The sequence below is a fragment of the Pseudomonas sp. RGM2987 genome (assembly GCF_022952855.1).
In the GTDB taxonomy this organism is placed as follows: Bacteria; Pseudomonadota; Gammaproteobacteria; order Pseudomonadales; family Pseudomonadaceae; genus Aquipseudomonas.
Genome location: NZ_JALJDX010000180.1, coordinates 1 through 22,418, shown reverse-complemented (window position 1 = coordinate 22,418; position 22,418 = coordinate 1). Strand labels below are relative to the sequence as shown.

General features: G+C 62.2%; 19 protein-coding genes. 10 read left to right on the top strand and 9 right to left on the bottom strand.

The window, feature by feature from the left end; genetic code table 11:
- Positions 1–150 precede the first annotated feature (150 nt).
- A complete protein-coding gene (gene lpdA, locus RGM2987_RS10805) occupies positions 151–1,551 on the top strand; it encodes a dihydrolipoyl dehydrogenase (RefSeq protein ID WP_245140680.1) in 1,401 nt (466 codons plus the stop codon).
- Positions 1,552–1,708: 157 nt separating this feature from the next.
- On the opposite strand, the gene RGM2987_RS10800 is transcribed toward lpdA, so the two are convergent.
- The 7 genes from RGM2987_RS10800 to RGM2987_RS10770 form a co-directional block, all read right to left on the bottom strand.
- Positions 1,709–3,859 (bottom strand): hypothetical protein, encoded by a 2,151-nt coding sequence (locus RGM2987_RS10800; RefSeq protein ID WP_245140678.1) that lies wholly within the window; start codon positions 3,857–3,859, stop codon positions 1,709–1,711.
- Entirely contained in the window at positions 3,846–5,039 is a 1,194-nt protein-coding gene (locus RGM2987_RS10795; protein ID WP_245140676.1) for a DUF3142 domain-containing protein, read from the bottom strand. Before RGM2987_RS10795 ends, RGM2987_RS10800 begins: the two co-directional genes overlap by 14 nt.
- Before the next feature lie 164 nt (positions 5,040–5,203).
- Positions 5,204–6,019 carry a class I SAM-dependent methyltransferase gene (locus RGM2987_RS10790; RefSeq protein WP_245140674.1) on the bottom strand — a complete coding sequence of 272 codons (816 nt, stop codon included), beginning with the start codon at positions 6,017–6,019 and terminating at the stop codon, positions 5,204–5,206.
- Positions 6,013–7,161, bottom strand: a complete 1,149-nt coding sequence (locus RGM2987_RS10785) for an acyltransferase (protein WP_245140672.1) — start codon at positions 7,159–7,161, stop codon at positions 6,013–6,015. Before RGM2987_RS10785 ends, RGM2987_RS10790 begins: the two co-directional genes overlap by 7 nt.
- A complete protein-coding gene (locus tag RGM2987_RS10780) occupies positions 7,158–8,030 on the bottom strand; it encodes a class I SAM-dependent methyltransferase (RefSeq protein ID WP_245140670.1) in 873 nt (290 codons plus the stop codon). The genes RGM2987_RS10785 and RGM2987_RS10780 overlap by 4 nt, the downstream gene beginning before the upstream one ends.
- Positions 8,027–9,319, bottom strand: a complete 1,293-nt coding sequence (locus RGM2987_RS10775; protein ID WP_245140667.1) for a glycosyltransferase — start codon at positions 9,317–9,319, stop codon at positions 8,027–8,029. Before RGM2987_RS10775 ends, RGM2987_RS10780 begins: the two co-directional genes overlap by 4 nt.
- Entirely contained in the window at positions 9,313–10,944 is a 1,632-nt protein-coding gene (locus RGM2987_RS10770) for a glycosyltransferase (RefSeq protein ID WP_245140665.1), read from the bottom strand. Before RGM2987_RS10770 ends, RGM2987_RS10775 begins: the two co-directional genes overlap by 7 nt.
- Between RGM2987_RS10770 and RGM2987_RS10765 the strand changes: the two genes are divergently transcribed.
- The 9 genes from RGM2987_RS10765 to RGM2987_RS10725 all read left to right on the top strand — a co-directional run bounded on the left by RGM2987_RS10765 (position 10,934) and on the right by RGM2987_RS10725 (position 20,372).
- A complete protein-coding gene (locus RGM2987_RS10765) occupies positions 10,934–11,119 on the top strand; it encodes a hypothetical protein (RefSeq protein WP_245140663.1) in 186 nt (61 codons plus the stop codon). The two genes, RGM2987_RS10770 and RGM2987_RS10765, sit on opposite strands and share 11 nt — an antisense overlap.
- A gap of 249 nt (positions 11,120–11,368) precedes the next feature.
- Positions 11,369–12,283: a GDP-mannose 4,6-dehydratase gene (locus RGM2987_RS10760; protein ID WP_245140660.1), complete on the top strand. Its 915-nt coding sequence runs from the start codon at positions 11,369–11,371 to the stop codon at positions 12,281–12,283.
- The gene (locus RGM2987_RS10755) at positions 12,280–13,248 is read left to right on the top strand and encodes a GDP-mannose 4,6-dehydratase (protein ID WP_245140657.1); all 969 of its coding nucleotides are present in this window, start codon (positions 12,280–12,282) and stop codon (positions 13,246–13,248) included. Before RGM2987_RS10760 ends, RGM2987_RS10755 begins: the two co-directional genes overlap by 4 nt.
- Positions 13,249–13,251: 3 nt before the next feature.
- Positions 13,252–14,694, top strand: a complete 1,443-nt coding sequence (locus RGM2987_RS10750; protein WP_245140655.1) for a mannose-1-phosphate guanylyltransferase/mannose-6-phosphate isomerase — start codon at positions 13,252–13,254, stop codon at positions 14,692–14,694.
- Positions 14,694–15,491 (top strand): ABC transporter permease, encoded by a 798-nt coding sequence (locus tag RGM2987_RS10745; protein ID WP_245140731.1) that lies wholly within the window; start codon positions 14,694–14,696, stop codon positions 15,489–15,491. Before RGM2987_RS10750 ends, RGM2987_RS10745 begins: the two co-directional genes overlap by 1 nt.
- On the top strand, positions 15,491–16,756 hold the full coding sequence (locus tag RGM2987_RS10740) for an ABC transporter ATP-binding protein (RefSeq protein WP_245140653.1): 1,266 nt from the start codon (positions 15,491–15,493) through the stop codon (positions 16,754–16,756). The genes RGM2987_RS10745 and RGM2987_RS10740 overlap by 1 nt, the downstream gene beginning before the upstream one ends.
- Positions 16,753–18,120 (top strand): glycosyltransferase family 1 protein, encoded by a 1,368-nt coding sequence (locus tag RGM2987_RS10735; RefSeq protein WP_245140651.1) that lies wholly within the window; start codon positions 16,753–16,755, stop codon positions 18,118–18,120. Before RGM2987_RS10740 ends, RGM2987_RS10735 begins: the two co-directional genes overlap by 4 nt.
- Positions 18,111–19,241, top strand: a complete 1,131-nt coding sequence (locus RGM2987_RS10730) for a glycosyltransferase family 1 protein (protein ID WP_245140648.1) — start codon at positions 18,111–18,113, stop codon at positions 19,239–19,241. The genes RGM2987_RS10735 and RGM2987_RS10730 overlap by 10 nt, the downstream gene beginning before the upstream one ends.
- Positions 19,242–20,372 carry a glycosyltransferase family 4 protein gene (locus RGM2987_RS10725; protein WP_245140645.1) on the top strand — a complete coding sequence of 377 codons (1,131 nt, stop codon included), beginning with the start codon at positions 19,242–19,244 and terminating at the stop codon, positions 20,370–20,372.
- Positions 20,373–20,546: 174 nt separating this feature from the next.
- Here RGM2987_RS10725 and RGM2987_RS10720 read toward each other — a convergent pair whose 3' ends face one another.
- Together RGM2987_RS10720 and RGM2987_RS10715 are read right to left on the bottom strand one after the other, a co-directional pair.
- Positions 20,547–21,173, bottom strand: a complete 627-nt coding sequence (locus tag RGM2987_RS10720) for a glutathione S-transferase (protein ID WP_245140642.1) — start codon at positions 21,171–21,173, stop codon at positions 20,547–20,549.
- A gap of 105 nt (positions 21,174–21,278) precedes the next feature.
- Positions 21,279–22,202: a LysR family transcriptional regulator gene (locus RGM2987_RS10715; RefSeq protein WP_245140640.1), complete on the bottom strand. Its 924-nt coding sequence runs from the start codon at positions 22,200–22,202 to the stop codon at positions 21,279–21,281.
- Positions 22,203–22,418 lie beyond the last annotated feature (216 nt).

Genomic DNA, 22,418 nt, shown 5'->3' with positions numbered 1-22,418 from the left:
CGTTACCTTATAACGACTGCTGTGAAATTTCCGTTTTGAATTCTTCATGACGAAAGCCATGCCGGCCCCTTGACTTGAGCCTTGACCAAAATCTTCGAAAACGCTCATATTACAGACATAATTTTTTCCAGTCCGAGCGGGAGTACAGCGATGAGCAACTACGACGTGGTCATTCTGGGCGGCGGCCCCGGTGGATATAACGCGGCGATCCGTGCCGGGCAACTGGGGCTCAAGGCAGCCTGCGTCGAAGGCCGGGCGACCCTGGGCGGCACTTGTCTGAACGTCGGCTGCATGCCTTCCAAAGCGCTGCTCCATGCCTCGGAGCTGTACGAGGCGGCCACTGGCAAAGAGTTCGCCAACCTGGGCATCGACGTCACCCCGACGCTCAATCTCGCACGAATGATGAAACAGAAAGATGAAAGCGTGGCGGGCCTGACCAAAGGCATCGAGTTTCTGTTTCGCAAGAACAAGGTCGACTGGATCAAAGGCTGGGGCCATATCGACGGGCCGGGCAAGGTCACCGTCACCCACGCTGACGCCAGCAGGACCGAGCTCAGCGCCAAGGACATCGTCATCGCCACCGGCTCCGAGCCCACGCCACTGCCCGGCGTGACCATCGATAACCAGCGCATCCTCGACTCCACCGGCGCGCTATCCCTGAGCGAAGTGCCGGGCCATCTGGTGGTGATCGGCGCCGGGGTCATTGGCCTGGAATTGGGCTCGGTCTGGCGCCGGTTGGGAGCCCAGGTCACCGTGATCGAATACCTGGATCGCATCTGCCCGGGCGTGGACGGTGAAGCCGGCAAGACCCTGCAACGCGCCCTGGCCAAACAGGGCATTGCCTTCAAGCTGAGCACTAAAGTCACCGGCGCGGTGCCCTCGGCCAGCGGCGTGCAGCTGCAGATTGAACCGGCGGCAGGCGGCGAGGCCCAGGCCCTGGACGCCGATTACGTGCTGGTCGCCATTGGCCGCAGGCCTTATACCCAAGGGCTGGGGCTGGAGAATGTCGGGCTCGCCACTGACAAACGCGGCATGCTTGCCCACCAGCAGCACCGCACCGAAGCACCCGGCGTGTGGGTGATTGGCGACGTAACCTCCGGGCCGATGCTCGCCCACAAGGCCGAAGACGAAGCCATGGCCTGCATCGAGCGGATCGCCGGCAAGGCCGCCGAGGTCAACTATGAACTGATTCCCAGCGTCATCTACACCCGTCCGGAACTGGCGAGCGTCGGCAGGACCGAGGAACAGCTCAAGGCCGAAGGCCGCGCCTACAAGGTCGGGAAGTTTCCGTTCACGGCCAACAGCCGGGCCAAAATCAACCACGAGACTGAAGGCTTCGCCAAGGTGCTGGCCGATGAGCGCACCGACGAGATTCTAGGGGTGCACCTGATAGGCCCGAGCGTCAGTGAAATGATTGGCGAGTACTGCGTGGCGATGGAGTTCAGCGCCTCGGCCGAGGACATCGCCCTGACCTGTCACCCGCACCCTACCCGTTCAGAGGCATTGCGTCAGGCGGCGATGGATGTCGAGGGAATGGCCACGCAGATGTAGCACGTCGCCAAACTCCGGTGAACATTGTGGCGAGGGGATTTATCCCCGCTGGGGCGCGTAGCGGCCCCCCTCAGGTGACGTCGAAAATTGCAGGGGCTGCTTCGCTGCCCAACGGGGATAAATCCCCTCACCACAGGGACTAGCCCCCACTACATTTTCAGCCTGCCGACATCCGGGCTTTACGCCGGCGTCGGCTGATCAGCCCCAGCGCCACCGCGACCACCAGCACCACGCCAGCAAATTGCAGCCAGACCTTGTAGGGCCGCAGCGCTGAGCGAATCGGTTGCAGCGCCTGGGTGACGTAGCGTTTGTCGGCTTTCTGGAAGTCCGGCTCCTGGCATTGGTGACCGAAGTCCCCGGCCCAGGTCACGTAGGGACCTTCGTCGACATAGCGCTGATACAACGCGCTTTGCTCTTCAAGACTGGAGTTGTAGCCCACCGCTTTGCACAACACCGCTGCAAACGCCTGGCTGGTGTGGGGCAGATAGTCGGCCGCCTTGCCCGCCAGCGCGGTGGCGACAAACCGATAGTGGTAGCGCACGTCCGGTTGCGCGGCGCTGGCTTGCTGGCGTTGCACTTCGCCCTCGGCCACCAGCGGCCCGACCTGCAGTTCGACCGGTTCAAAGCTGTAGCTTCCGCCCAGGCTGGCGTAGTCCGGCGCCATCTCGTAGCCAAGCAGTTCCATGCCCCACTTGCGCGCCATCCACGACGCTTGGTAATAGGCCTCGGCCCGCCGGGTCGGCCACCATTTCGACTCGGCGTCCTGACGCAACTGCCCGTAGTACCGCGCCTTATTCTGCAGATCCGGATTATCGAAATAGGCCGGCGCCTCCTCGTAGCGCCCTTCCCTCAACAGCCGCCGTCCCAGCAGATTGCGCAGGCTCGCGGCCACCGGCAGCGGTACATAGTTGTCGCGGTCCTGTTGGCTCAACGCCGGCGGCGCCGGGACCTGGGCATCGACGTACTGTTTGAGTTCATCGACGGTCAGTACGCGCTCGGCGACTGCGGCGGCGTCGTACCAGTAATTGCTCTGGCCGCGATAGAGCTGATCGAAGGCTTGCAGGTAATCGCCGCGCTGCAAGGCAAGGATCGCGCTTTCCCCTTCGACCCGGCACTTGGGTTGCACCGACTCGAAATCCCAATCCGGTGTACGCCGACTGCCCCAGGACTCATCGTCCGGGAAGGCCTGGGCCGCCTTGGCATAGGCCGCTGCGGCGGCAACCTTGTCACCGTCGCGCAACGCCAGCTTGGCCCGCACCCACCAAGCCAATCCGCTGCCTTGGGCTTTATCGACGAAAGCCTTGGCGCTGGCGTAATCACCGTGTTGATAACTCACCGCCGCCAGGCGATCAGCATCGTCCAGGTTGCCTTGGACGCTGGCTTGCAGCAGTTTGAACAGCCTTTGCTCGCCCGAAGGCTCCTCACCGTCCCACCAGCCGACGCGACTGAGCAGGTAGGCGGTCGCCAGGCGCTGCACCGCCTTGGTCTTGAGCAACTCGCTCAGATGCTCGTCAGACTGCACGTTCAGGTCGCCGGCCAATTGCAACAGCGAGCTGTAGCCGACCGGTGAACCCTGCAGCAATTGGCTCGCATACAAACCGATGGCACTGTCCCAATCGTCAGCGGTGTAAGCCACCCGGGCCTCTTCGCCGAGACTGGCGACGCCCAGTTCCAAAGGATCGCTGAAACCGGCGGCGCTGAGCTCGCGGGCCTGGCGAAACGCTTCTCGCGCCTGCTGGTGCAAGGCCGCCGGCTCGCCGCTGCCGGCCTCGGAACTCATGTTGAACAAGGCCCGCCCAAGGGAATACGCGGCCCAGGTGCTGCGCAACGGACGCTGATCGGCCGGTAACGCCAGCAACTGCTGGAACGACGCCACGGCACGTTGATGCTCGCCAGCGCTGAAAGCCGCCGCGCCGATAGCATACAAACGCAGCTCGTCAGGCAGCTTCGCCGCCTCGGCAGCGATCTGCTCCACATCCGCCATCCCTCGCAGACGCTCCACCACCGCTTGCTGCGGTGGAGTCAGGCCGATCCGTTCGGCCTGATTGCGCTGTTCAACGTAGGAAGAGACATCGTCATAGTTGTAATCGGGGTTGCGTGTCGCCTCGGTGACCGGCTTGAGCCCACTGATCGCCTGGCCGAGACGGCTGACTTCGAAGCGAAAACTGCCTTCGGGCAATTCGGCCAGGGACTGGGCACGATTATCCAGCAGGCGCATCGGGAATTCCGGGCCGCACGCCAACGCGGAGCCCAGCGGCAGGCTGAGGCTCAGACACAGCAGGCGACGGGGCCACTTACGGGTAAACATTGAAAGCTCCTTGTTCAATTTTTGTACAGCGCGCCCAACCGATTGCCCGCTGCGCACCCGCAGCCAGGCGACCTTCCTGAATGCGAGTGAAGGTAAGCAGTCCGGGTGTTTGTTGCAACGTGTAACCCGCCAAGGCATCGACGCCGTCACACGCGCCGACCACCAGCGTCATGCGTTGCGGCCAAGGGCTGTCCAGATTGCCCTGGTTAACCAGGCGGATGTCGTAAAGGCCGTCCCGCTCTTGCAGATGCAGGGCCAAACGGCTGTCCAGGTTGTCGCCTCGGGCGACGGCGCCGAGTGTGGTCAGGCTCCAGGCCCTTCGGTCGCCGGCCAGTGGCAGGCGAAACCAGATCAGCCCGGCCAGGTGCTTCGGCGGGTCGGCTCGCAGGCCTGCCACCAAACCGGCGACTTGTTGCGGATCGGCCAGCAACTCCCGGCGTTCGCCGACCCGATCGATCGGCACTTCGCTTTCAACCACCGGCCCGCTGCCGTCCTGAGTCAGCAGCGCGACACCGTAGGCTGGCAGGGCCAGATAGAACGGCCGCGTAGTGACAGCACCCCACCGCTCAGCCCAGCGCCGGGCCTGTTTCGGATCGAACAATCCTTGCCGCGGGTCGCTCACCGCATGGACTTGCAATACGCTGCTGTCCACGGCCGCCAGCAACCCTGGCAGTGCCGGGCTGTCGAGCCAGGCCGGCAGCGCCGTGATGCTCAGCCGCAAACTGTCGGGCAGCACCTGGCGCAGCTGGCCGAGGAATTTTCCATAGGCCGGCAGCCGGGCGTTGCCGGCATCGTGGTCGATCTCGACCCCCACTGGCGCCAGGCCTTGGGCTTGCCAATCGCTCAAGACTTGCTGGATCTGCGCGATCACCTCGTCCTCATCCAGGGCTTTGAGCTGACCGTCCAGGCGAATCACCGCAATCACCGGGCGGCCGTCAGCCTTGAGTAAGGCTGCATCGACATGTGCGCGGCTCCACCCTGCTCCGGGGAACGCCTGCAATGCCAGCACTCGCAAACTGGAAAAATCGCCATGACTCTGACGCAGCGCCGGCTCGTGAGCCGGCGTCCACTGGCGTTGCCAGATATAGAGTTGTTGATCGAGCGCCGCCGGTGTCGACTGCCCGCAGCCGCCCAGCAGCAACGCGGCGAGCACCAGCGAAAGCCGCAAAAGAAAATTCATGAAAGCCTTACCACCCCAAAGAGGCCGGCAGATTACCGCTACATTGGCCGGCAGCAAACCCGTGGCGAGGGAGCTTGCTCCCGCCCAGGTTGCGAAGCGACCTCTTCAATGGGCGCTGCGCACCCAAGCGGGAGCAAGCTCCCTCGCCACAAGAAGTCGCTCGGTCAAGCAGGCTTACGCGCAATAATCACCTGACTCTTGGCCACCACCGCATCCAGAGCCTGCTTGATCTGCGCCCCGCGTGGCGAATTGAGCACCGCCTGCCAGGTATCGGCCCAATGGTTGAGCAACGGGTGGTCGGCGTTGCTGAAATCGACCTTGGCCTCCCAGAACAGCAGCATCCACATCGACCAATAGAAACCGTACTGGCTGTGACTCAACACCTCCAACCCGGCCTCGCTGACCATCGCCTTGAACTGCTCTTCGCTGATGATGCGAATGTGATTCGGCTTCTGGAAATACTCCGGTGCGGCGATATCTTTTTGCAGGTCTTCGGAGCTGGGGTGCGGCACGCTCAATAAATACAACGCACCGGGCTGGCCGACCCGCACCAGTTCGGCGAGAAACTGCGCCGGGTCATCGACGTGTTCGATGACCTCGGTAGAGACCACCCGAGTGGCCGTGGCATCGGCGATGGGCAGCGGGTTGCAGTCGGTCACGTGGCATTCGACGCCCCGCGCCGGCGTGTCGCTCAAGCGTTGGCGGGTGGCCTCGACCTTGGCCGCGTCGATGTCGGCGATGATGATCTTCGCCCCGCGCATCGCACAAAAATGCACATTGCCGCCATCGCCGCAGCCTACGTCCAGCAGCGTGTCGTCAGCCGTCACCGGAAAACCGCTGAACAGCTCTCCGGTCTGCTGGTTGAACCAGCCACTGAGCATCGCATCGTGCAGCCCGAGCATATACGGGTCGACCTTCTCAGCCGTAGGCGTAGCGGGCGCGGGCGTGCCCGTGGTGAGTTTCTTCAAAAGGCTCAGCATGAAGGGGCTCCGGTGACGGGAAGGGTTCGGGTGGCGGACAGGCGTCCGACCAGTTGGGCGCCGCGATTGCGCAGGGGCATTTCCACCAGCCGGAAATTGAGCTCGCTCAACAGGCCGATCAACAACAACGCGCACGACAGGGCCAGCCAGGGATGGCTCGCCGGGTCCTGCGAGCCCACCGGCGCGAAACGAAACCACAGCTCGCGCAACAGGAAAAACACCGGGACGTGGATCAGGTAGATCCCGTAGGACCGGCTGCCCATCCAGGTCAGCGCGGTTTTCAACCGGCTCCGAGGCAACAAGTAGTCCCGGTCATAGGAAGCCACCCAGACCAGCACGGCACTGAGCAGCGCGATGACGCCGAGGCGGTAGAAAGACAGGTTGAAGTGCTCGGTCGCGATCCAGGCCATCACGCCCCCCGCCGCCACGATCAACAACACCCCAAGCCCGGGCCAACGCAGCCATTTGGGCTCGAAGCGCCAATAATTCGGACGCAGGCTCCAGATCGAGAGCAACACGCCCAGTGCCAGGGCATCGGTGCGGATGACCGACAGCCACAGTGCCCGCCAGGTAAAGAACTGCACCACAACGACCGCCAGCAGCACCCAAACCAGATAGCGGCGCGAGACAAACACCAGCAGCGGCAAGATCAGGTAGAACTGCTCCTCCAGCGACAGCGTCCAGTAGACGAAACTCGCGCCGTATTCATAGCGCATGAAGGCGTCGGCGAAGCGCAGGTTGGCAAATTGCAGGAAACCGGCCAGGGTCGCTTGCAGATTGGCCTGCACGCTGCCGAACGCGCCGGAGCGATTGAAGAAGAACACCGCTAACAGCACCAGCAACAACCAGAGCCAGGCCGACGGCAACAGGCGAAACGCCCGGCGAATCCAGAACTCGCGGGTCACGGCCCAGAACTGCCGAGGGCCCTCGCAACGACGCAATTGGGGAATCAGGCTGCGTCCGATGACAAACCCCGAGATGGCAAAGAACAGATCCACCCCCCACCACAGCTGGAAAGTATCGGCCAGCGCCGTCAAGCGCGGCCAGCCGCCCGGGAACATGCCCTGTATGTGATGGAACAGCACCCCGGCCACCGCAACGGCGCGCAGCAACTCGATGTCCATGATCCGCTTGCTGCTCATGCGCCACTCCTGGTCGAAGGATCGGGTTTGCGCGCGATGATGACCTGGCTCTTGGGCATGAACCGGTCCAGCACCTGCTTGATCGCCAGGCCATCGGGTTGCGTCAGCAAGTCCTGCCAGACACTGGCCCAGCGCTCCATCAAAGGCGGGTACGGTGCCTGGATGCGGTCGCGCACGGCACCTTCGAGGCTGCGCCCGGCTGCCTGTTGGCTGGCCCAGAAAAAAATCATGCCCATGACCCAGAAGAAGCCGCTGGCCTGGCGATGTTCGATCACCAGCCCGGCGTCCTCCACCAACGCGGCAAAGCGTTCAGCGCTGAAAATCTGCACGTGGTTGGGCGACTGGAAATAGGCGGCCGGCGCGATGCCCTGCTGCAGGTGCTCGCCCACCGGTGCCGGTACGCTGAGCAGGTACTGCGCCCCTGGCCGGCCCATGCGCACCAGCTCGGCCATGAACGGTTCCGGCTGGTCGATATGCTCAAGCACTTCCATGCAGACGATTTTATTTGCACAGCCATCGGCCAGGGGCAGCGGCAAGCTGTTGCTCACCAGTCCCAGGAACGGCGCGCGCGTCTGCTCTTCGACCTGGCGCGCCAGGTCGCGCACCTTATCGTGCTCGCTGTCGGTGAAGATCACCGACGCGCCCTGGCGCACGCCGAACAAGGTCGCCACGCCCTCCCCGCAGCCCACGTCGAGCAAGGTGTCGCCTGCGCCAAGGGCGAAGCCTTTGAGCAATTCGCCTGTTTCATTGCTGAACCAGCCGTCGAGCATCGCATCGTAGAGCCCCGCATCACGGGGCGAAACGCGGCCGGCGGGTGGCGGCGCAGGTTCAACCGGCGGCCTGAGCCGTGCTAGCCATCGCTGGATCATGGCTGCGGCGCGCTCCGACGCCGCTCGGACACCTGCTGGAAAAACCCTTGCAACCGCTGCTCGGCGTTGGCCTGGCTGCAAAATGTCTCCAGGCTGCGCACGGCATGGGCGGACATCCGGCGATAGCGCTCGGGGTCGTTCTTGGCCACCTCATAGCTGGCGTGAAAGGCCGAGCACAGCGAGTCCCAATCGGTGACATAGCGCAGGGTGCGATAGGCCGCGCGCGGATCATGGGGCCAGGCGGTCAACTCCTCTGTGGAGTCCACCACGAAGGCGTTGTCGTGGTCGATGTAATCGGCCATCGCCGTGTTCAGCGGTGCAATGGCCGGACGGCCACAGGACATGAACTCCATCAGCGGCAGGCACTGCCCTTCGCCATAGGAACTGTTGACCACGTAACGGGTGGCTTCTACCAGGCGCTCATAGTCCGCATCCGCCAGGTAACCATGAATCAGCACGATACGGCACCGGTAAGACTGATTCTTGTAGACATGGTGCAGCATGTCGGTCAGCGCAGCGCTGACGTCATGGTGGGTCAGCTTGAGCACCAGCGTGGCGTCATCAACGTCGCGAAACGTGGTGCAAAAGGCGCTGATCATGTCCTTCCAGTTCTTGCGCCCGTCGTACGGGTTGAACACCGACGTATAGACCACACCGTCGAGCAGCAACTCGCAATCCTGGGCCGGGCCATCAAGCACCTGCGGTATACCGGCCTGATGAGCAGGCGGGCCATAGGGCCGCAGGTCGATGGTGCGGCTGTCGATCAACAAACCACGCAGTTGCAGGCGCAGGTGATCGACCGTTGGCCGCTGCGCCAGCAACGCGCCCCGGGCGGCGAAGCGGTCCCACACGGGCGCCGCAATGGCGACGATGGGAAAGTCCGCGCCCATCACTTCGCGCACGGCGTTGACGGTGAAGCTGGAATGGGTGATCGCCATGCCCGTTGCGCCCAATACCACACGCCAGTCATGCCGGGGTTCGCCTTGCCAGCTCTCGGTAGGGATGGTGCTGAACTCCCAGGCAAATACCGGGACCGTCGGGCAAGCATAGTGAGCGGCGGTGCGATGAGGTGGAGAGAAGGACAGGAATACGCAATCTTCGCCACGACTCCGGCAATCGGCGTACAGCCGATCGACTTCCTCATCCGGGCGGGTCACTTCGACGACCTGCCCCAGCCGCTCCAATACCGGGCGGAACTCCTTGAGCACAAAGTAATAGCTGTACTCAGGCTTGCCGAGGTTTTCCAGGATGTTGGTCTGGTTGGTTTCCGAATAAATGATGATCAGCATGAGGCGGCACCTGCGCTGGCCACCAGCGACAGCTGTTCGGCGCCCGCCTGGGCCGCCAGGAAACCGGTCAGGCGCTGCTGCACCGGCTCGAAACCACAATAGCGGCGCATACGCTGATTCGCCGCCTCGGCCATGGCCTGGTAGGCCTGCGGCTGGTGCCGGGCCATGGCATAGCTTTGCTCATAGGCGAGCTTCAACGAGCCCCAATCGGGCCGGTGGCGCAAGGTGCGATACAGGATGCGCGAGTCTTCCGGCCAGATGGTCGGCTCACGGCTGGACTTGACGATAAAGGCCACCTCGGGGTCGATGTAATCGCGCATCGCCGTGTGGTCCGGGGCGATGGCCGGTCGTGCACAGGACATGAACTCCATCAGCGGCAGGCACAAGCCTTCGCAGCGCGAAGCATTGACGTAGAAACTCGCTGCGCCATACAACCGGGCAAATTGTTCGTCCTCCAGGAAGCCGTGCATCACCACCACTCGACAACTGAATGGCGACAGTTGCGACAACAACGTGAGCAATTCGACGTAGTAGGTCGACAGGTCGTTCTGGGTCATTTTCAGCACCAGCGTGGCGTCCTCGACGTCCCGCAGGGCCCAGCAGAATGCGGTGATCAGGTGATGCCAGTTCTTGCGCCCGTCATCGGGGTTGAACACGCTGACATACACCACCCCGCTGACCTGGGTTTCCATGATCTGGCTGGTGTCCGGCAGGACCGCCTGGGGATGTTCCGGCGGCGGGGGCTCAGGCGGCGGCTCGATAAACACCGGCACCGGCAGTGCCGCTGGTCCTCTCAAAACCCGGCTGGTCATCACCCGGAGCGGCACCGACACCAGGTCGCGCACTGCTTCACGATACCAGCACAACAGGTTGTGCTTGATCTGCCACAAGCGGCCCTGCTCGGCCCTGCGCGTAAAGACCCGAATGACTTCGCGCAGGTAATGGCGAGAGACGAACGCACGTCGTCGCCAGGTCAGGTGAGCAGGCTCGATGTCCGGTTGCGGCTCGGGTACCGGCTCGGGTACCGGCTCAGGCACAGGCTCCTCTTCGACGAGCGGCGCGATCAGGCCATCGGCTGAAAGCCCAAGGGAGCGCGTATCGATGATGCAGCCCCGGATTTGCAGGACGGTGCCTGGGTTCACCGGCCGGCTCGGGTATCGCTCGCGAACGCCGGCAAAGCGTTCCCACAGCGGCGTCGGCAGGACCAATACCGGGAAACCCTCGCCCAAGGTACGCCGGATCGCCTCGGCCGTATGACTGGACAGCGTAATCACCCGGCCATGGCGGGCCAGCGTGCGGCTCCAGTCATGGCGCAGGTCGCCGTCCCAGTGCTCGGCCGGTATCGAATCGAATTCCCAGGCCACCACGCAGACCATCGGGCATTGCAGGTCCAACGGCGTCTTGTGCGGGGGTGAAAATGAAAGGAACAGGCAGTCCTGCCCGGATTGCTGCAATGTCAGATACAGCGGATCGACCTCGGCGACCGACGACACCACATGCACCTGGCCCAGGCTCTCCAGGACCGGGCGATAGGCCTTGAGCACGAAGTAATAGCTGTACTCCGGGCGGCCGAGGCTCTGGCTGATGGAGTGATCGTTCACGTCCGAGTAAAGAATGAAATTCATGGCACCCCATCATCGGGCCGCCATCCTGGCAGCCTTCTTCACGACGGTCGAATCACGCATCGAACCGGCCGGGGCCGCACTCGCCGATCATCTGGTTACCCGTCTCGTTCTTGTTTTTGTAGCCCTTTCCTACAGCATGATCCGAAGATCGAAATTCCGGAGGCGGGCAGTGTGACGAGGGGCATTCTAAACACATCCGCCAAGGGTTCGTGAACCGCCCGGTGTGAATAAACCGACTATAAATATGAGAACTGACCGGTCACGGTCTGCGCTGTTGAAATTGCCGTGAAATTGGCACAGATTGGCAGGCAAACAACTACAACAACGCTTCTCTACGCTCCTCGTTGAACGACTTTTCCCAGATCTTAAGGAAATTTCCCACACGCGCCGCGATAGACGAAGACCTTACGAAGGGGGCCGGTGCTTGAAAAAACGTCTGTTCATTACGGGCCTCAGCGGTTTCGTGGGACGTCAGATCAAATCCCATCTGGCCCATCACGACTCGACGTGGCAGGTAATGCCGGTTCCAGCCCGCTTTGACCTGACAGACGCCAAGACCCTGGAAGGTCTCTGGCCCGAATTACCTGACGCCGTGATCCACCTGGCTGGCCAGACGTTCGTTCCCGAATCCTTCCGTGACCCGGCGCGTACCCTGCAAATCAATCTGCTCGGCACCTTGAACCTGCTCCAGGCTCTCAAGACCCGAGGCTTTACCGGTACATTCCTGTATGTCAGCTCCGGTGATGTCTATGGCCAGGTCAGCGAAGACCAGCTGCCGATCACCGAATTGCACGCCCCTGCGCCGCGCAATCCCTACGCTGTGAGCAAGCTGTCGGCCGAACTGCTGAGCCTGCAATGGGGCATGAGCGAAGGCTGGCCGGTACTGGTTGCGCGCCCGTTCAATCACATCGGCCCCGGTCAGAAAGACAGCTTTGTCATCGCCAGTGCGGCCCGGCAGATCAGCCGTATCAAGCAGGGTCTGCAGCCGGCCCGGCTGCAAGTCGGCGACATCGACGTGACCCGCGATTTCCTGGATGTCAGCGACGTGATCGCAGCCTACCTGGCCCTGCTGGACAAGGGCGCACCGGGGCAGGTCTACAACATCTGCTCGGGCCACGAGCAGAGCATCCGCTACCTGATCGAACAACTGGCAGACATTGCCCAGGTCGATGTGCAACTGATCCAGGACCCTACACGGCTTCGCCGCGCAGAACAGCGTCGCGTCTGTGGTAGCCACGCCAAGCTACGACAGGCCACCGGATGGACGCCTGAAACAACAACACAACAATCCTTGCGGGCGATCCTGTCCGACTGGGAGATACGGGTAAAAGAAGAATGAAAAGTGCATTGATCACTGGGATCACCGGCCAGGACGGCGCGTATCTGGCCAAGTTACTGCTCGACAAGGGGTACAGGGTCCATGGCCTGGTGGCACGGCGCAGCAGCGATTCGCGCTGGCGATTGCGAGAGATGGGCATCGAACAGGACATCGTTTACCTGGACGGTGACATGGCTGATGCCTGCTCCGTGCAGCGGGCCGTGATCAAGTCGGCGGCGGATGAGGTGTATAACCTGGCCGCTCAAAGCTTCGTCGCCGCCTCCTGGGACCAACCGGTAACCACCGGCATCGTCGACGGTCTGGGGGTCACCCATCTGCTCGAAGCCATTCGCCAGTTCAGTCCCCAGACCCGTTTCTACCAAGCCTCCACCAGTGAAATGTTCGGGCTGATCCAGGCCGAGCGACAGGATGAACACACACCGTTCTACCCCCGCAGTCCCTACGGCGTGGCGAAGCTGTACGGCCACTGGATCACCGTCAACTACCGTGAAAGCTTTGGCCTGCACGCCAGCAGCGGCATCCTGTTCAACCACGAATCACCGCTGCGCGGCATCGAGTTCGTGACCCGCAAGGTCACCGACGCCGCGGCGCGCATCAAGCAGGGCAAGCAGACCGAACTGCGCCTGGGCAATATCGACGCCAAGCGCGACTGGGGTTTTGCCGGCGACTACGTCGAGGCCATGTGGCTGATGCTGCAGCAGGACAAGCCCGACGATTTCGTCGTGGCCACCGGGATCACCACCACCGTTCGCGAGATGTGCAGGATTGCCTTCGAGCACGTGGACCTGGATTACCGCGACTTCGTGAAGATCGACCCGGCGTTCTTGCGCCCGGCCGAAGTCGAAGTGCTGCTCGGCAACCCGGCCAAGGCCCAGAGGGTCCTGGGTTGGAAGCCCAGGACCGACCTCGACACCCTGATCCGCATGATGATGGATGCGGACATGAAACGCGTCGCCAAGGAGTAGGCCATGCTCATTCCCGTGATTCTCTCCGGCGGCGCCGGGACGAGGTTGTGGCCGGTGTCCCGCGAGGGCCATCCGAAACCCTTCATGATCCTGCCCGACGGCCAGTCGCTGCTGGGCAAAACCTATCACCGTGCCGCAAGGCTGTTCGATGGTCGCGGCGATATCGTCACCGTGACCAATCGCGAGTACTACTTCCAGAGCCGCGACCATTATCAAAGCGCCCAGCTGGAGCGTCATCGCGGGCATTTTCTGCTGGAACCGACCGGCCGCAACACCGCGCCGGCCATTGCCGCTGCCACCCTGGCGGTGCAAGCGCTGCACGGTGACGATGCAATCCTGGTCGTCATGCCCGCCGACCACCTGATCAAGGACGAGGCCGCGTTCAGATCCTCCGTGGAGCATGCAGTGGAACTGGCAAAGAGCGGTCACCTGGTGACCTTCGGCGTGCTGCCCACGGCCGCCGAAACCGGCTTCGGCTATATCGAACGGGGCGAGCCGCTGGACACCAAGGGCGCCGCCAAGGTGGTGCGTTTCGTCGAAAAACCGGATTTGCAGACCGCCACCCACTACCTGGAAAGCGGTCGGTTCCTGTGGAATTCCGGGATGTTCTGCTTTTGCGTCAAGACCCTGTTGGCGGAGCTGCAAACCCACGCACCCGAGCTTTTGGAGCAGGCGCGGGCCTGCGTCACGGCCAGCACAGCCGTGGAGACCTCAGGCTGCGTGCAACAGGAATTGTCCGCGAGCCATTTCAGCGAGATGCCGGACATCTCCATCGACTATGCCTTGATGGAGCGCTCCACCAACGTCGTGGTGATTCCAGCCTCATTCGACTGGAGCGACATCGGTTCCTGGAACGCTGTGGCTGGCCTGGTGCCCGCTGATGCCATGAACAACCGCGCCACAGGCGAAGCCTTGTTCATCGATAGCCAGAACAATTTTGTCCAGGGCGAGGGCCGGCTCGTGGCCGCTCTGGGCGTGGAAAACCTGATCATCATCGACACCGCGGACGCCGTGCTGGTGGCCCACGCCGACCGCGCCCAGGACGTGCGCCGTGTGGCACGGCAACTCAAGGACAAGGACCACGAAGCCTATCGCCTGCACCGTACGGTCAGCCGCCCCTGGGGCAGTTACACCGTGCTCGAGGAAGGCCGGCGCTTCAAGATCAAGCGCATCGTGGTCAAGCCCGGCGCGTCGCTGTCGCTGCAAATGCACCATCACCGCAACGAGCATTGGGTGGTGGTCGAAGGCATGGCCAAGGTCACCAACAACGGCTCGGGCTCGCACCTGGTGGCCAAGAACGAATCAACGTTTATCCCCGCCGGCCACAAGCATCGCCTGGAAAACCCCGGTGTCATCGACCTGGTGATCATTGAAGTCCAGAGCGGTGAATACCTGGGCGAAGACGACATCGTGCGCTTCGAGGATCACTACGGCAGGGTCGTATGATGTTGCTGACCTTGCAGCGCACATTGTGGAGCTATCGCGGCTTCGTCCTCGGCAGCGTCAAGCGCGAGTTCCAGTCGCGGTATCGCAACTCGTTGTTCGGCGCGTTGTGGACGGTGCTCAATCCGCTGTCGATGATTCTGGTCTACACGGTGATTTTTTCCCACATCATGCGCGCCCGCCTGCCGGGAGTTGAGGACGGCATGGCCTACAGCGTCTACCTGTGCGCCGGGCTGCTGACCTGGGGCCTGTTCGCGGAAATCACCACCCGCAGCCAGGGCATGTTCCTGGAAAACGCCAACCTGCTGAAGAAAATCAGCTTTCCCAGGATCTGCCTGCCGGTGATTGTCCTGCTCAATGCCGGGATCAACTTCGCGATCATCCTCGGGCTGTTTCTCGGCTTCCTGCTGATCACCGGTCGCCTGCCGGGTTTGAGCCTGCTGGCGCTGGCGCCGTTGCTGGCTTTGCAGGTGATGTTCGCCGCCGGGCTGGGCATGCTGCTGGGGATTCTCAATGTGTTTTTCCGCGACGTCGGCCAGTTGTTCGGGATTTTCCTGCAGTTCTGGTTCTGGCTGACGCCGATCGTTTACCCGATGTCGATCCTTCCGCCATCGATCCAGCAGTTGCTCGCCTTCAATCCCATGACCGCCCTGATGCAGAGCTACCAGAACCTGTTTCTGTATAACCAGTGGCCGGTCTGGAGTTCGCTGACGCCGCTGCTGGTGGTCGGCCTGTTGCTATGCGCCTTGGGGCTGCGAATGTTCCGTCAGCGTGGCGGTGAAATGGTGGACGAACTCTGATGGGACATTTGCTAGTCACGGGCCTGGGCAAGGCCTACAAACAGTATCCGAACCGCTGGAGCCGGCTGTTCGAATGGGCGATCCCGTTTTCCCGTCCACGTCATCAACTGCACTGGATCCTGCAAGGAGTGGACTTCGAGATCCAGCCCGGGGAAGCCGTCGGCATCGTCGGGGTCAATGGCGCCGGCAAAAGCACCTTGCTCAAGATGATCACCGGCACTACCCAACCCACCTGCGGCCACATCCAGCTGCGAGGCCGCGTCGCTGCGCTGCTGGAACTGGGCATGGGTTTTCACCCGGACTTCACGGGCCGCCAGAACGCGTACATGGCCGGTCAGTTGTTGGGCATGCAGGTGGAAGAAATCCAGGCACTGATGCCGGAGATCGAAGGGTTCGCCGAAATCGGCGAGGCCATCGACCAACCGGTGCGCACCTACTCCAGCGGCATGCAGATGCGTCTGGCCTTCAGCGTCGCCACCGCCCGGCGGCCGGATATCCTGATCGTCGACGAGGCGCTGTCGGTGGGCGACGCCTACTTCCAGCACAAGAGCTTCGAGCGCATCCGCAGCTTCCGCAAGGCCGGCACGACGTTGCTGATCGTGTCCCACGACCGTTCGGCGATCCAGTCGATCTGCGACACCGCCATCCTCCTCGAAAACGGGCGCATGGCCATGCATGGCAAGCCCGAAGAAGTGATGGACTACTACAACGCGATGCTGGCCCAGCGCGAGGGCCAGATCGTTCGCCAGGAAATGCTCGCCAATGGTCAGGTGCGGACCATCTCCGGCACCGGCGAGGCCGGCATTCTCGACGTGCAACTGCTCAACAGCCAGGGCCAGCCGGTGGAAGTGGCCGAGATCGGCCAGCCGATGGTATTGCAGGTGCGGGTCGAAATTCGTAAGGATATCGAGCGACTGGTGCTGGGTTTCCTGATCAAGGACCGCCTCGGCCAGCCCATGTACGGCATCAATACTCACCGCCAGGACCAGGCTGTCACTGACCTGGTGGCCGGCGAGCGCGTTACCTTCCGCTTCAGCTTCGACATGCGCCTGGGCAAGGGCAACTACTCCGTCGCCCTGAGTCTGTCGCGACTGGACTCGCACCTGGACCGTAATTTCGAGTGGCGCGACTACGGGCTGGTGTTTCACGTGATCAACAATCGCCAGGAAGATTTCGTTGGCTGTTCGTGGCTTGAGGCCCGCACCAGCATCCAGCGCTCAAGCCTGCCCGCCGTCGAAGCGCTTGCGCAAAAGGAGTTGCCATGACTCGCCTGTTGGTTGAGTGCACTTATGTCTATGAAAATCCGAAGGCAAACTCAGGGATTCAGAGGGTCGTGCGCAACGTCATACGCGAGCTACCGGCCAAGGATCGGGAGCGAGAATATATTCCGGTTGTGATGCTGCATGGCAAGCTCTACGAGGTTAAAAGCCTGGCACCGCCACCGACGAAAAAGTGGGATCTGGCCAGTTTGCGCGAGCGATTGCAACAAGCGGCCAACCTGTTCTGGCTCAGATACCGGACGCTGGAGTCGCGCCGCCCTTTCGGCCAGTCGGTTTGGGCCCGTCGCCTGTTGTATGTCGGTTTTCGATTGTTCGTCTTCGGCTGCCTGAGCATCCCGATTCGTCTGCTCAACCTGGCGCTCAGGGGCCGTCAGGTCCCGCCGCGCATCGTACCGCTGGCGCACCGGGCCGGTGATCAGCTGGTGTTACTGGATTCGTCCTGGCATGCCGACTTCTTTCCCCTGGCCGAACAACTCAAGCGCGATGGCGTCGGTATCATCTCGGTGGTCTATGACCTGATTCCCCTGACTCACCCGCAGTTTTGCGACGCGGGGCTGGTCAAGGTCTTCAACCGTTGGTTCGACTGGATTGCCCGCACCGCCGATGGCTACATCACCATTTCCACCACTATCCAGGAACAACTGCGCCAGGAGATGGTACGCCGCGTTGGTGAACAGCAAGTGCTCGGGCGCTGGTTCGATTATTTCTACCTGGGCAGCGACCTGGATCTGATTGATCAAACCCGTGCCGTCGACCTGGACTTGCAGCGCCTGTTCAAGCAACCCGAGCCGGTATTTCTCATGGTAAGCACCATCGAACCGCGCAAGAACCATGCGTATCTGCTCGATGCGTTCGAACAGGCCTGGGCTGTCGGCTCACGGGCGCGCCTGTGCATCGTCGGCAAGATCGGCTGGAAATGCGAAGCCCTGATTGAGCGGATCCGGCGCCATCCGCAACTGGGTCGCAATCTGTTCATGTTCAACAATCTCTACGACCAGAGCCTGGAATACGCCTACCAGCACGCCACCGCACTGGTGTTCCCATCCTACGTGGAAGGCTTCGGCCTGCCCCTGGTCGAAGCCATGCAGCGTGGTTTGCCGGCAATGGCCAGCGATATCGACGTGTTTCGGGAAATCGGCGGCGATTTCATGGCCTATTTCGACCTGGAGGATCCCCAGAGCCTGGCGAACCTGGTCACCGATATGGAGCGCACAGGAGCATTCCCGGCCAAGCGCACCCTCGATCAGTGGCAGTGGCTGAGCTGGCGCCAGGCCAGTGAGCAACTGGTGGAGCGCATCGAGCATCACGTGACGACTACTGCCTCCGACAGGGAAGCGGTATGCGGATAGCCTTCAACGCCCGGATTCTCCAGGCCCCGCGTACCGGAATCGGCCACTATGTGGCGGAACTGGCGACGGCCCTGACCCGGGAGCCGGATGTGCATCTGTCCTTGTTCCACGGCTGGGGCTGGAGCTCGCAGCTGCCGCAAGCCGCCATGCCGGGCTATTCACGCCTCGGCCCGCTGCTGCGCCAGGTTCCGGGCGCGTATCGAGCACGACGCTGGCTGGAACAGAAACGTTTCGATCAGCGCCGTTCCCCGACCATCGACCTGTACCACGAACCCAGCCTGTGGCCGTTGGCCTTCGACGGCCCGACCGTGATGACCCTGCATGACCTGACCCACGTGCGTTATCCCCAGACGCAACCGCCGGCCCGGCTCAGAGAAATTGACCGAAGGCTGGGGCGCGCCGTGGAACAGGCACGGATTATCCTGACGGATTCGCAGTTCATTGCCGATGAAGTCCAGCAGCACTTTGGCCTGCCAGCCGAACGCCTGCGAGTCGCCCCGTTGGGTGTCTCGACACGTTTTCATCCACGCGCCCCCGAAGCCATCGATGGAGTACTCAAGGCCCATGGCCTGGAGGCGTGTCGCTATTTCCTGTGCGTCGGCACCCTGGAACCGCGCAAGAACCTGTCGCTGGCCCTTCGGGCCCACGCAGGCTTGCCCGAGTCGGTGCGTCAGGCCTTTCCTTTGTTTATCGTGGGAATGAGCGGATGGCAGCAGGCGCAGCTCAATGATGAACTCAGAAGCGCCCTGGCCGGCGGTCATGTGTGCCTGGCCGGTTACTTGCCGGATGAACAGGTTGCCCAGTTGCTCGCGGGCGCCCGGGCACTGATCTTTGCGTCGCGCTACGAAGGCTTCGGCCTGCCGGTGCTTGAAGCCATGGCCAGCGGCACGCCGGTGATTACCACCCGCTGTTCGGCAATGCCCGAGGTGGCAGGAGCGGCCGGCAATTATTGCGCACCGGACGATCCCCAGGACATGCGTGAGGCTATGCTCCGGTTGATCGAAGATCGGCCGCACTGGCAAGCGTGTCGGGAGGCAGGGTTGCAACAAGCGGCACTTTTTTCTTGGGAACGTTGCGCGAAGTTGACCGCTGCAGCGTATCGCCAGGCCTTGGGAGGTTGAATGCGAGTCCTGCACTTTTACAAAACCTACCTGCCTGACTCAATGGGCGGCATCGAACAGGTGATTTTCCAGCTGTGCGACAGCACCGACCGGTTGGCTATCGATAACACCGTGTTGACCCTGAGCGAACGGTCAGGCCCCGAGCCGATCAAGATCCGGCAACATGTCGTGCATCAGGCTCGCATGGATTTCCAACTCGCCTCCACCGGTTTTTCCTACAGTGTTTTCAAGAAATTCCGTGAGCTGGCCGCCGAAGCCGACGTGATCAATTACCACTTTCCCTGGCCGTTCATGGACGTGGTGCACTTTTGCAGCGCCGTGAAAAAACCCTACGTGGTTACCTACCATTCGGACATCGTTCGTCAGCGTCACTTGTTGACGCTGTACCGGCCCTTGATGCGACGTTTCCTGGACGGCGCTGATCGCATCGTCGCCGCGTCGCCAAACTATGTGCATACCAGCGATGTGCTCAAGGATTACCCCGACAAAACCCGGGTCATCACCTACGGCCTCAATAAAGCAAGTTATCCACAGCCTGACAGCGAGCGCATGGCGAGGTGGAAAGCCGAACTGGGCGAGCGCTTCTTCCTGTTCGTCGGCGTGATGCGCTACTACAAAGGCCTGCACATACTGCTCGACGCACTTAAAGGCGTGGACTATCCAGTGGTCATTGTCGGCGCAGGCCCGCTGGAGAAGGAGCTGCATGCCCAGGCCAAGGCCTTGGGCCTGCGCAACCTGCATTTCCTGGGTCGCCTGGGGGACGAAGACAAGGTAGCGCTACTGGAACTGAGCTATGCCATCGTATTCCCGTCACACCTGCGCTCCGAAGCTTTTGGTATCTCGCTGCTCGAAGGCGCAATGTTCGGCAAACCGATGATTTCCAGCGAAATCGGCACCGGCACCAGCTATATCAACATCCACGGCGAAACCGGCCTGGTGGTGCCTCCAAGTAGTCCCGAGGCGTTCCGCGAGGCGATGCGTACCCTGTGGGAAAACCCTGCCCAGGCCCATGCCATGGGCCAGAAAGCCGAAGCCCGCTACCGCCAGCTGTTCACCTCCGAGGAGATGGGGCGCAAGTGGGTGCGCCTGTATGAAGAAATGCTGGAAGAACGGGCGCTTTCATACGCCTAGAAACAAAAAGCACCACCAATCCCCGTGGCGAGGGAGCTTGCTCCCGCTGGGCTGCGCAGCAGCCCCCGGACTTCATGCCACACCATGGACCCCTGCACCGAGTAGTCTTTATCGGGGCTGCTTCGCAGCCCAGCGGGAGCAAGCTCCCTCGCCACAGGAAATTTGCCTGTTGTTTCAGACGTGCCGTTGCAACCCCGCAACCGTACGCGGCATGCCTACAAAATTCGGCAGGGCTTCGATCCGCGCCAGCCATGCCTTTACATTTGCATAATCATCCAACGACACGTTGCCTTCCGGTGCATGGGCGATATAGGTGTAGGCCGAAATGTCGGCAATGGTAGGCGTATCACCGGCCAGATAGGGGCTGGCGCTCAGTTCCTGATCGACGAGCCTCAACACGCTGTGGGAACGAGCGATTACATCCTCGGCGTTGTAAGCCGCGCCAAACACCGTGATCAGCCGCGCCGTTGCCGGCCCCGCGTGGATAGGGCCAGCCGCTGCCGATAGCCAGCGCTGTACCCGGGCGGCGCCGATCGGGTCAGTCGGCAGCCAGCGGCCCTTGCCGTATTTATTGGCCAGGTACACCAGAATGGCGTTGGAATCGGCCAGCACCACGCCGTCATCATCGATGACCGGCACCTGGCCAAATGCATTGATGGCAAGAAACTCAGGCGCTTTGTGAGCGCCCTTGGCCAGGTCGACGAAAACCACCTCGACCGGTAGCTCAAGCAGCGAAAGCATCAGTTGGACACGGTGCGAATGGCCGGAAAGTGGGAAGTGGTAGTGCTTGACAGGTTTCATGGTCGACTCCGCTGAGAGTGACGCCATCAGCACAACGGCGTCGATGGGGTCATCTTCCTCTGCGGTTAAAAACCAGAGAATCACCCGCAAACGCAATCCATTGTTTCAGCCCGTGAAACAATTGCCCCAGCCGCTCAAGACCGTGTGTTCGCGCAAGGCATTGACGATGAAATCGACGAAACTGCGCACCCGTGCCGGCGCATTACGCCCGCCCTGATAGACAACGTGGATCGGCAGCGGCGGCAGTTCGAACTCAGCCAGGACGATTTCCAGCTCACCGGCAACCACATTGCCCGCCACCTGGTACGACAGGACGCGGGTCATGCCCAGTCCTCGGCAGGCGGCCGCGATCGCCGCCTGGTTAGCCGTCACCACCAGGCGTGGCACCGGACGAACAGCCAATGCCTGGCCTGCGTCGAGGAAGGCCCAGCTCTTGATCTGACCAATGGCCGAAGACGCTACCACCGGCATGCGCTCCAGGTCCTGGGGGTGCTCGGGTCGCCCGTGGCGCGCAAAAAAATCCGGAGAACCGCACACCACTCGCCGCACCTCACCCACACGGATGGCGTGCAGGTTGCTGTCCGGGAGCTCACCGATGCGCACCGCCACATCGATGCCCTCCTCGACCATGCTGACCGTGCGATCGAGCAGCAGGGCGTTGATGCTGACTTCCGGGAACCGTTGCAGGTAATCGACCAGCGCCGGCGTGACAAACGACTGGCCGAACAGTACCGGCGCGGTGATCGTCAGTTGCCCACGAGGCTGCACGTGGCTGCCGGCCGCCGAATCCTCGGCTTCCTGCAAGTCCGCCAGGATCCGCCGAGTGTCCTCGAGAAAGCGCTGGCCCGCTTCGCTCAGGTAAACATTACGTGTGGTACGCACCAACAGCGGCGTACCGATGCGTTGTTCAAGCCCCGCTACCGCCCGCGTCACGCTGGCCGCCGACAGCCCCAGGCGGCGCGCCGCGGCCGAAAACCCCGCGTCCTGAGCCACGGCGACAAACACCTGCATTTCCTGGAACCTGTCCATCCATCCCCCCGATGAGAAATCCTGATACAAGTTTTCTAAACGTCTCAAGGCAGCGCCACGCGCCCAGTGTAGAGGCCCGGGCCAGTGAACCACAGCGTAGCGCAGCCGGACACCGGGAGATTGGCCCGGCCTTGGGCGGCGGTGCTTGGTACCATCCTGTTTATCGTCATGACATTTTGATGACTGAATAACGACCTGGACCATGTGGGAGCGGGG

Excerpts from the sequence above, each read along its gene's own strand:
- RGM2987_RS10750 (WP_245140655.1), top strand. The coding sequence starts at position 13,252 with ATGCTCATTCCCGTGATTCTCTCCGGCGGCGCCGGGACGAGGTTGTGG.
- RGM2987_RS10795 (WP_245140676.1), bottom strand. The coding sequence starts at position 5,039 with ATGAATTTTCTTTTGCGGCTTTCGCTGGTGCTCGCCGCGTTGCTGCTG.
- RGM2987_RS10715 (WP_245140640.1), bottom strand. The coding sequence starts at position 22,202 with ATGGACAGGTTCCAGGAAATGCAGGTGTTTGTCGCCGTGGCTCAGGAC.
- RGM2987_RS10745 (WP_245140731.1), top strand. The coding sequence starts at position 14,694 with ATGTTGCTGACCTTGCAGCGCACATTGTGGAGCTATCGCGGCTTCGTC.
- RGM2987_RS10755 (WP_245140657.1), top strand. The coding sequence starts at position 12,280 with ATGAAAAGTGCATTGATCACTGGGATCACCGGCCAGGACGGCGCGTAT.
- RGM2987_RS10720 (WP_245140642.1), bottom strand. The coding sequence starts at position 21,173 with ATGAAACCTGTCAAGCACTACCACTTCCCACTTTCCGGCCATTCGCAC.
- RGM2987_RS10725 (WP_245140645.1), top strand. The coding sequence starts at position 19,242 with ATGCGAGTCCTGCACTTTTACAAAACCTACCTGCCTGACTCAATGGGC.
- RGM2987_RS10775 (WP_245140667.1), bottom strand. The coding sequence starts at position 9,319 with ATGCTGATCATCATTTATTCGGAAACCAACCAGACCAACATCCTGGAA.
- RGM2987_RS10780 (WP_245140670.1), bottom strand. The coding sequence starts at position 8,030 with ATGATCCAGCGATGGCTAGCACGGCTCAGGCCGCCGGTTGAACCTGCG.
- lpdA (WP_245140680.1), top strand. The coding sequence starts at position 151 with ATGAGCAACTACGACGTGGTCATTCTGGGCGGCGGCCCCGGTGGATAT.
- RGM2987_RS10800 (WP_245140678.1), bottom strand. The coding sequence starts at position 3,859 with ATGTTTACCCGTAAGTGGCCCCGTCGCCTGCTGTGTCTGAGCCTCAGC.
- RGM2987_RS10765 (WP_245140663.1), top strand. The coding sequence starts at position 10,934 with ATGAAATTCATGGCACCCCATCATCGGGCCGCCATCCTGGCAGCCTTC.
- RGM2987_RS10790 (WP_245140674.1), bottom strand. The coding sequence starts at position 6,019 with ATGCTGAGCCTTTTGAAGAAACTCACCACGGGCACGCCCGCGCCCGCT.
- RGM2987_RS10740 (WP_245140653.1), top strand. The coding sequence starts at position 15,491 with ATGGGACATTTGCTAGTCACGGGCCTGGGCAAGGCCTACAAACAGTAT.
- RGM2987_RS10735 (WP_245140651.1), top strand. The coding sequence starts at position 16,753 with ATGACTCGCCTGTTGGTTGAGTGCACTTATGTCTATGAAAATCCGAAG.
- RGM2987_RS10770 (WP_245140665.1), bottom strand. The coding sequence starts at position 10,944 with ATGAATTTCATTCTTTACTCGGACGTGAACGATCACTCCATCAGCCAG.
- RGM2987_RS10730 (WP_245140648.1), top strand. The coding sequence starts at position 18,111 with ATGCGGATAGCCTTCAACGCCCGGATTCTCCAGGCCCCGCGTACCGGA.
- RGM2987_RS10785 (WP_245140672.1), bottom strand. The coding sequence starts at position 7,161 with ATGAGCAGCAAGCGGATCATGGACATCGAGTTGCTGCGCGCCGTTGCG.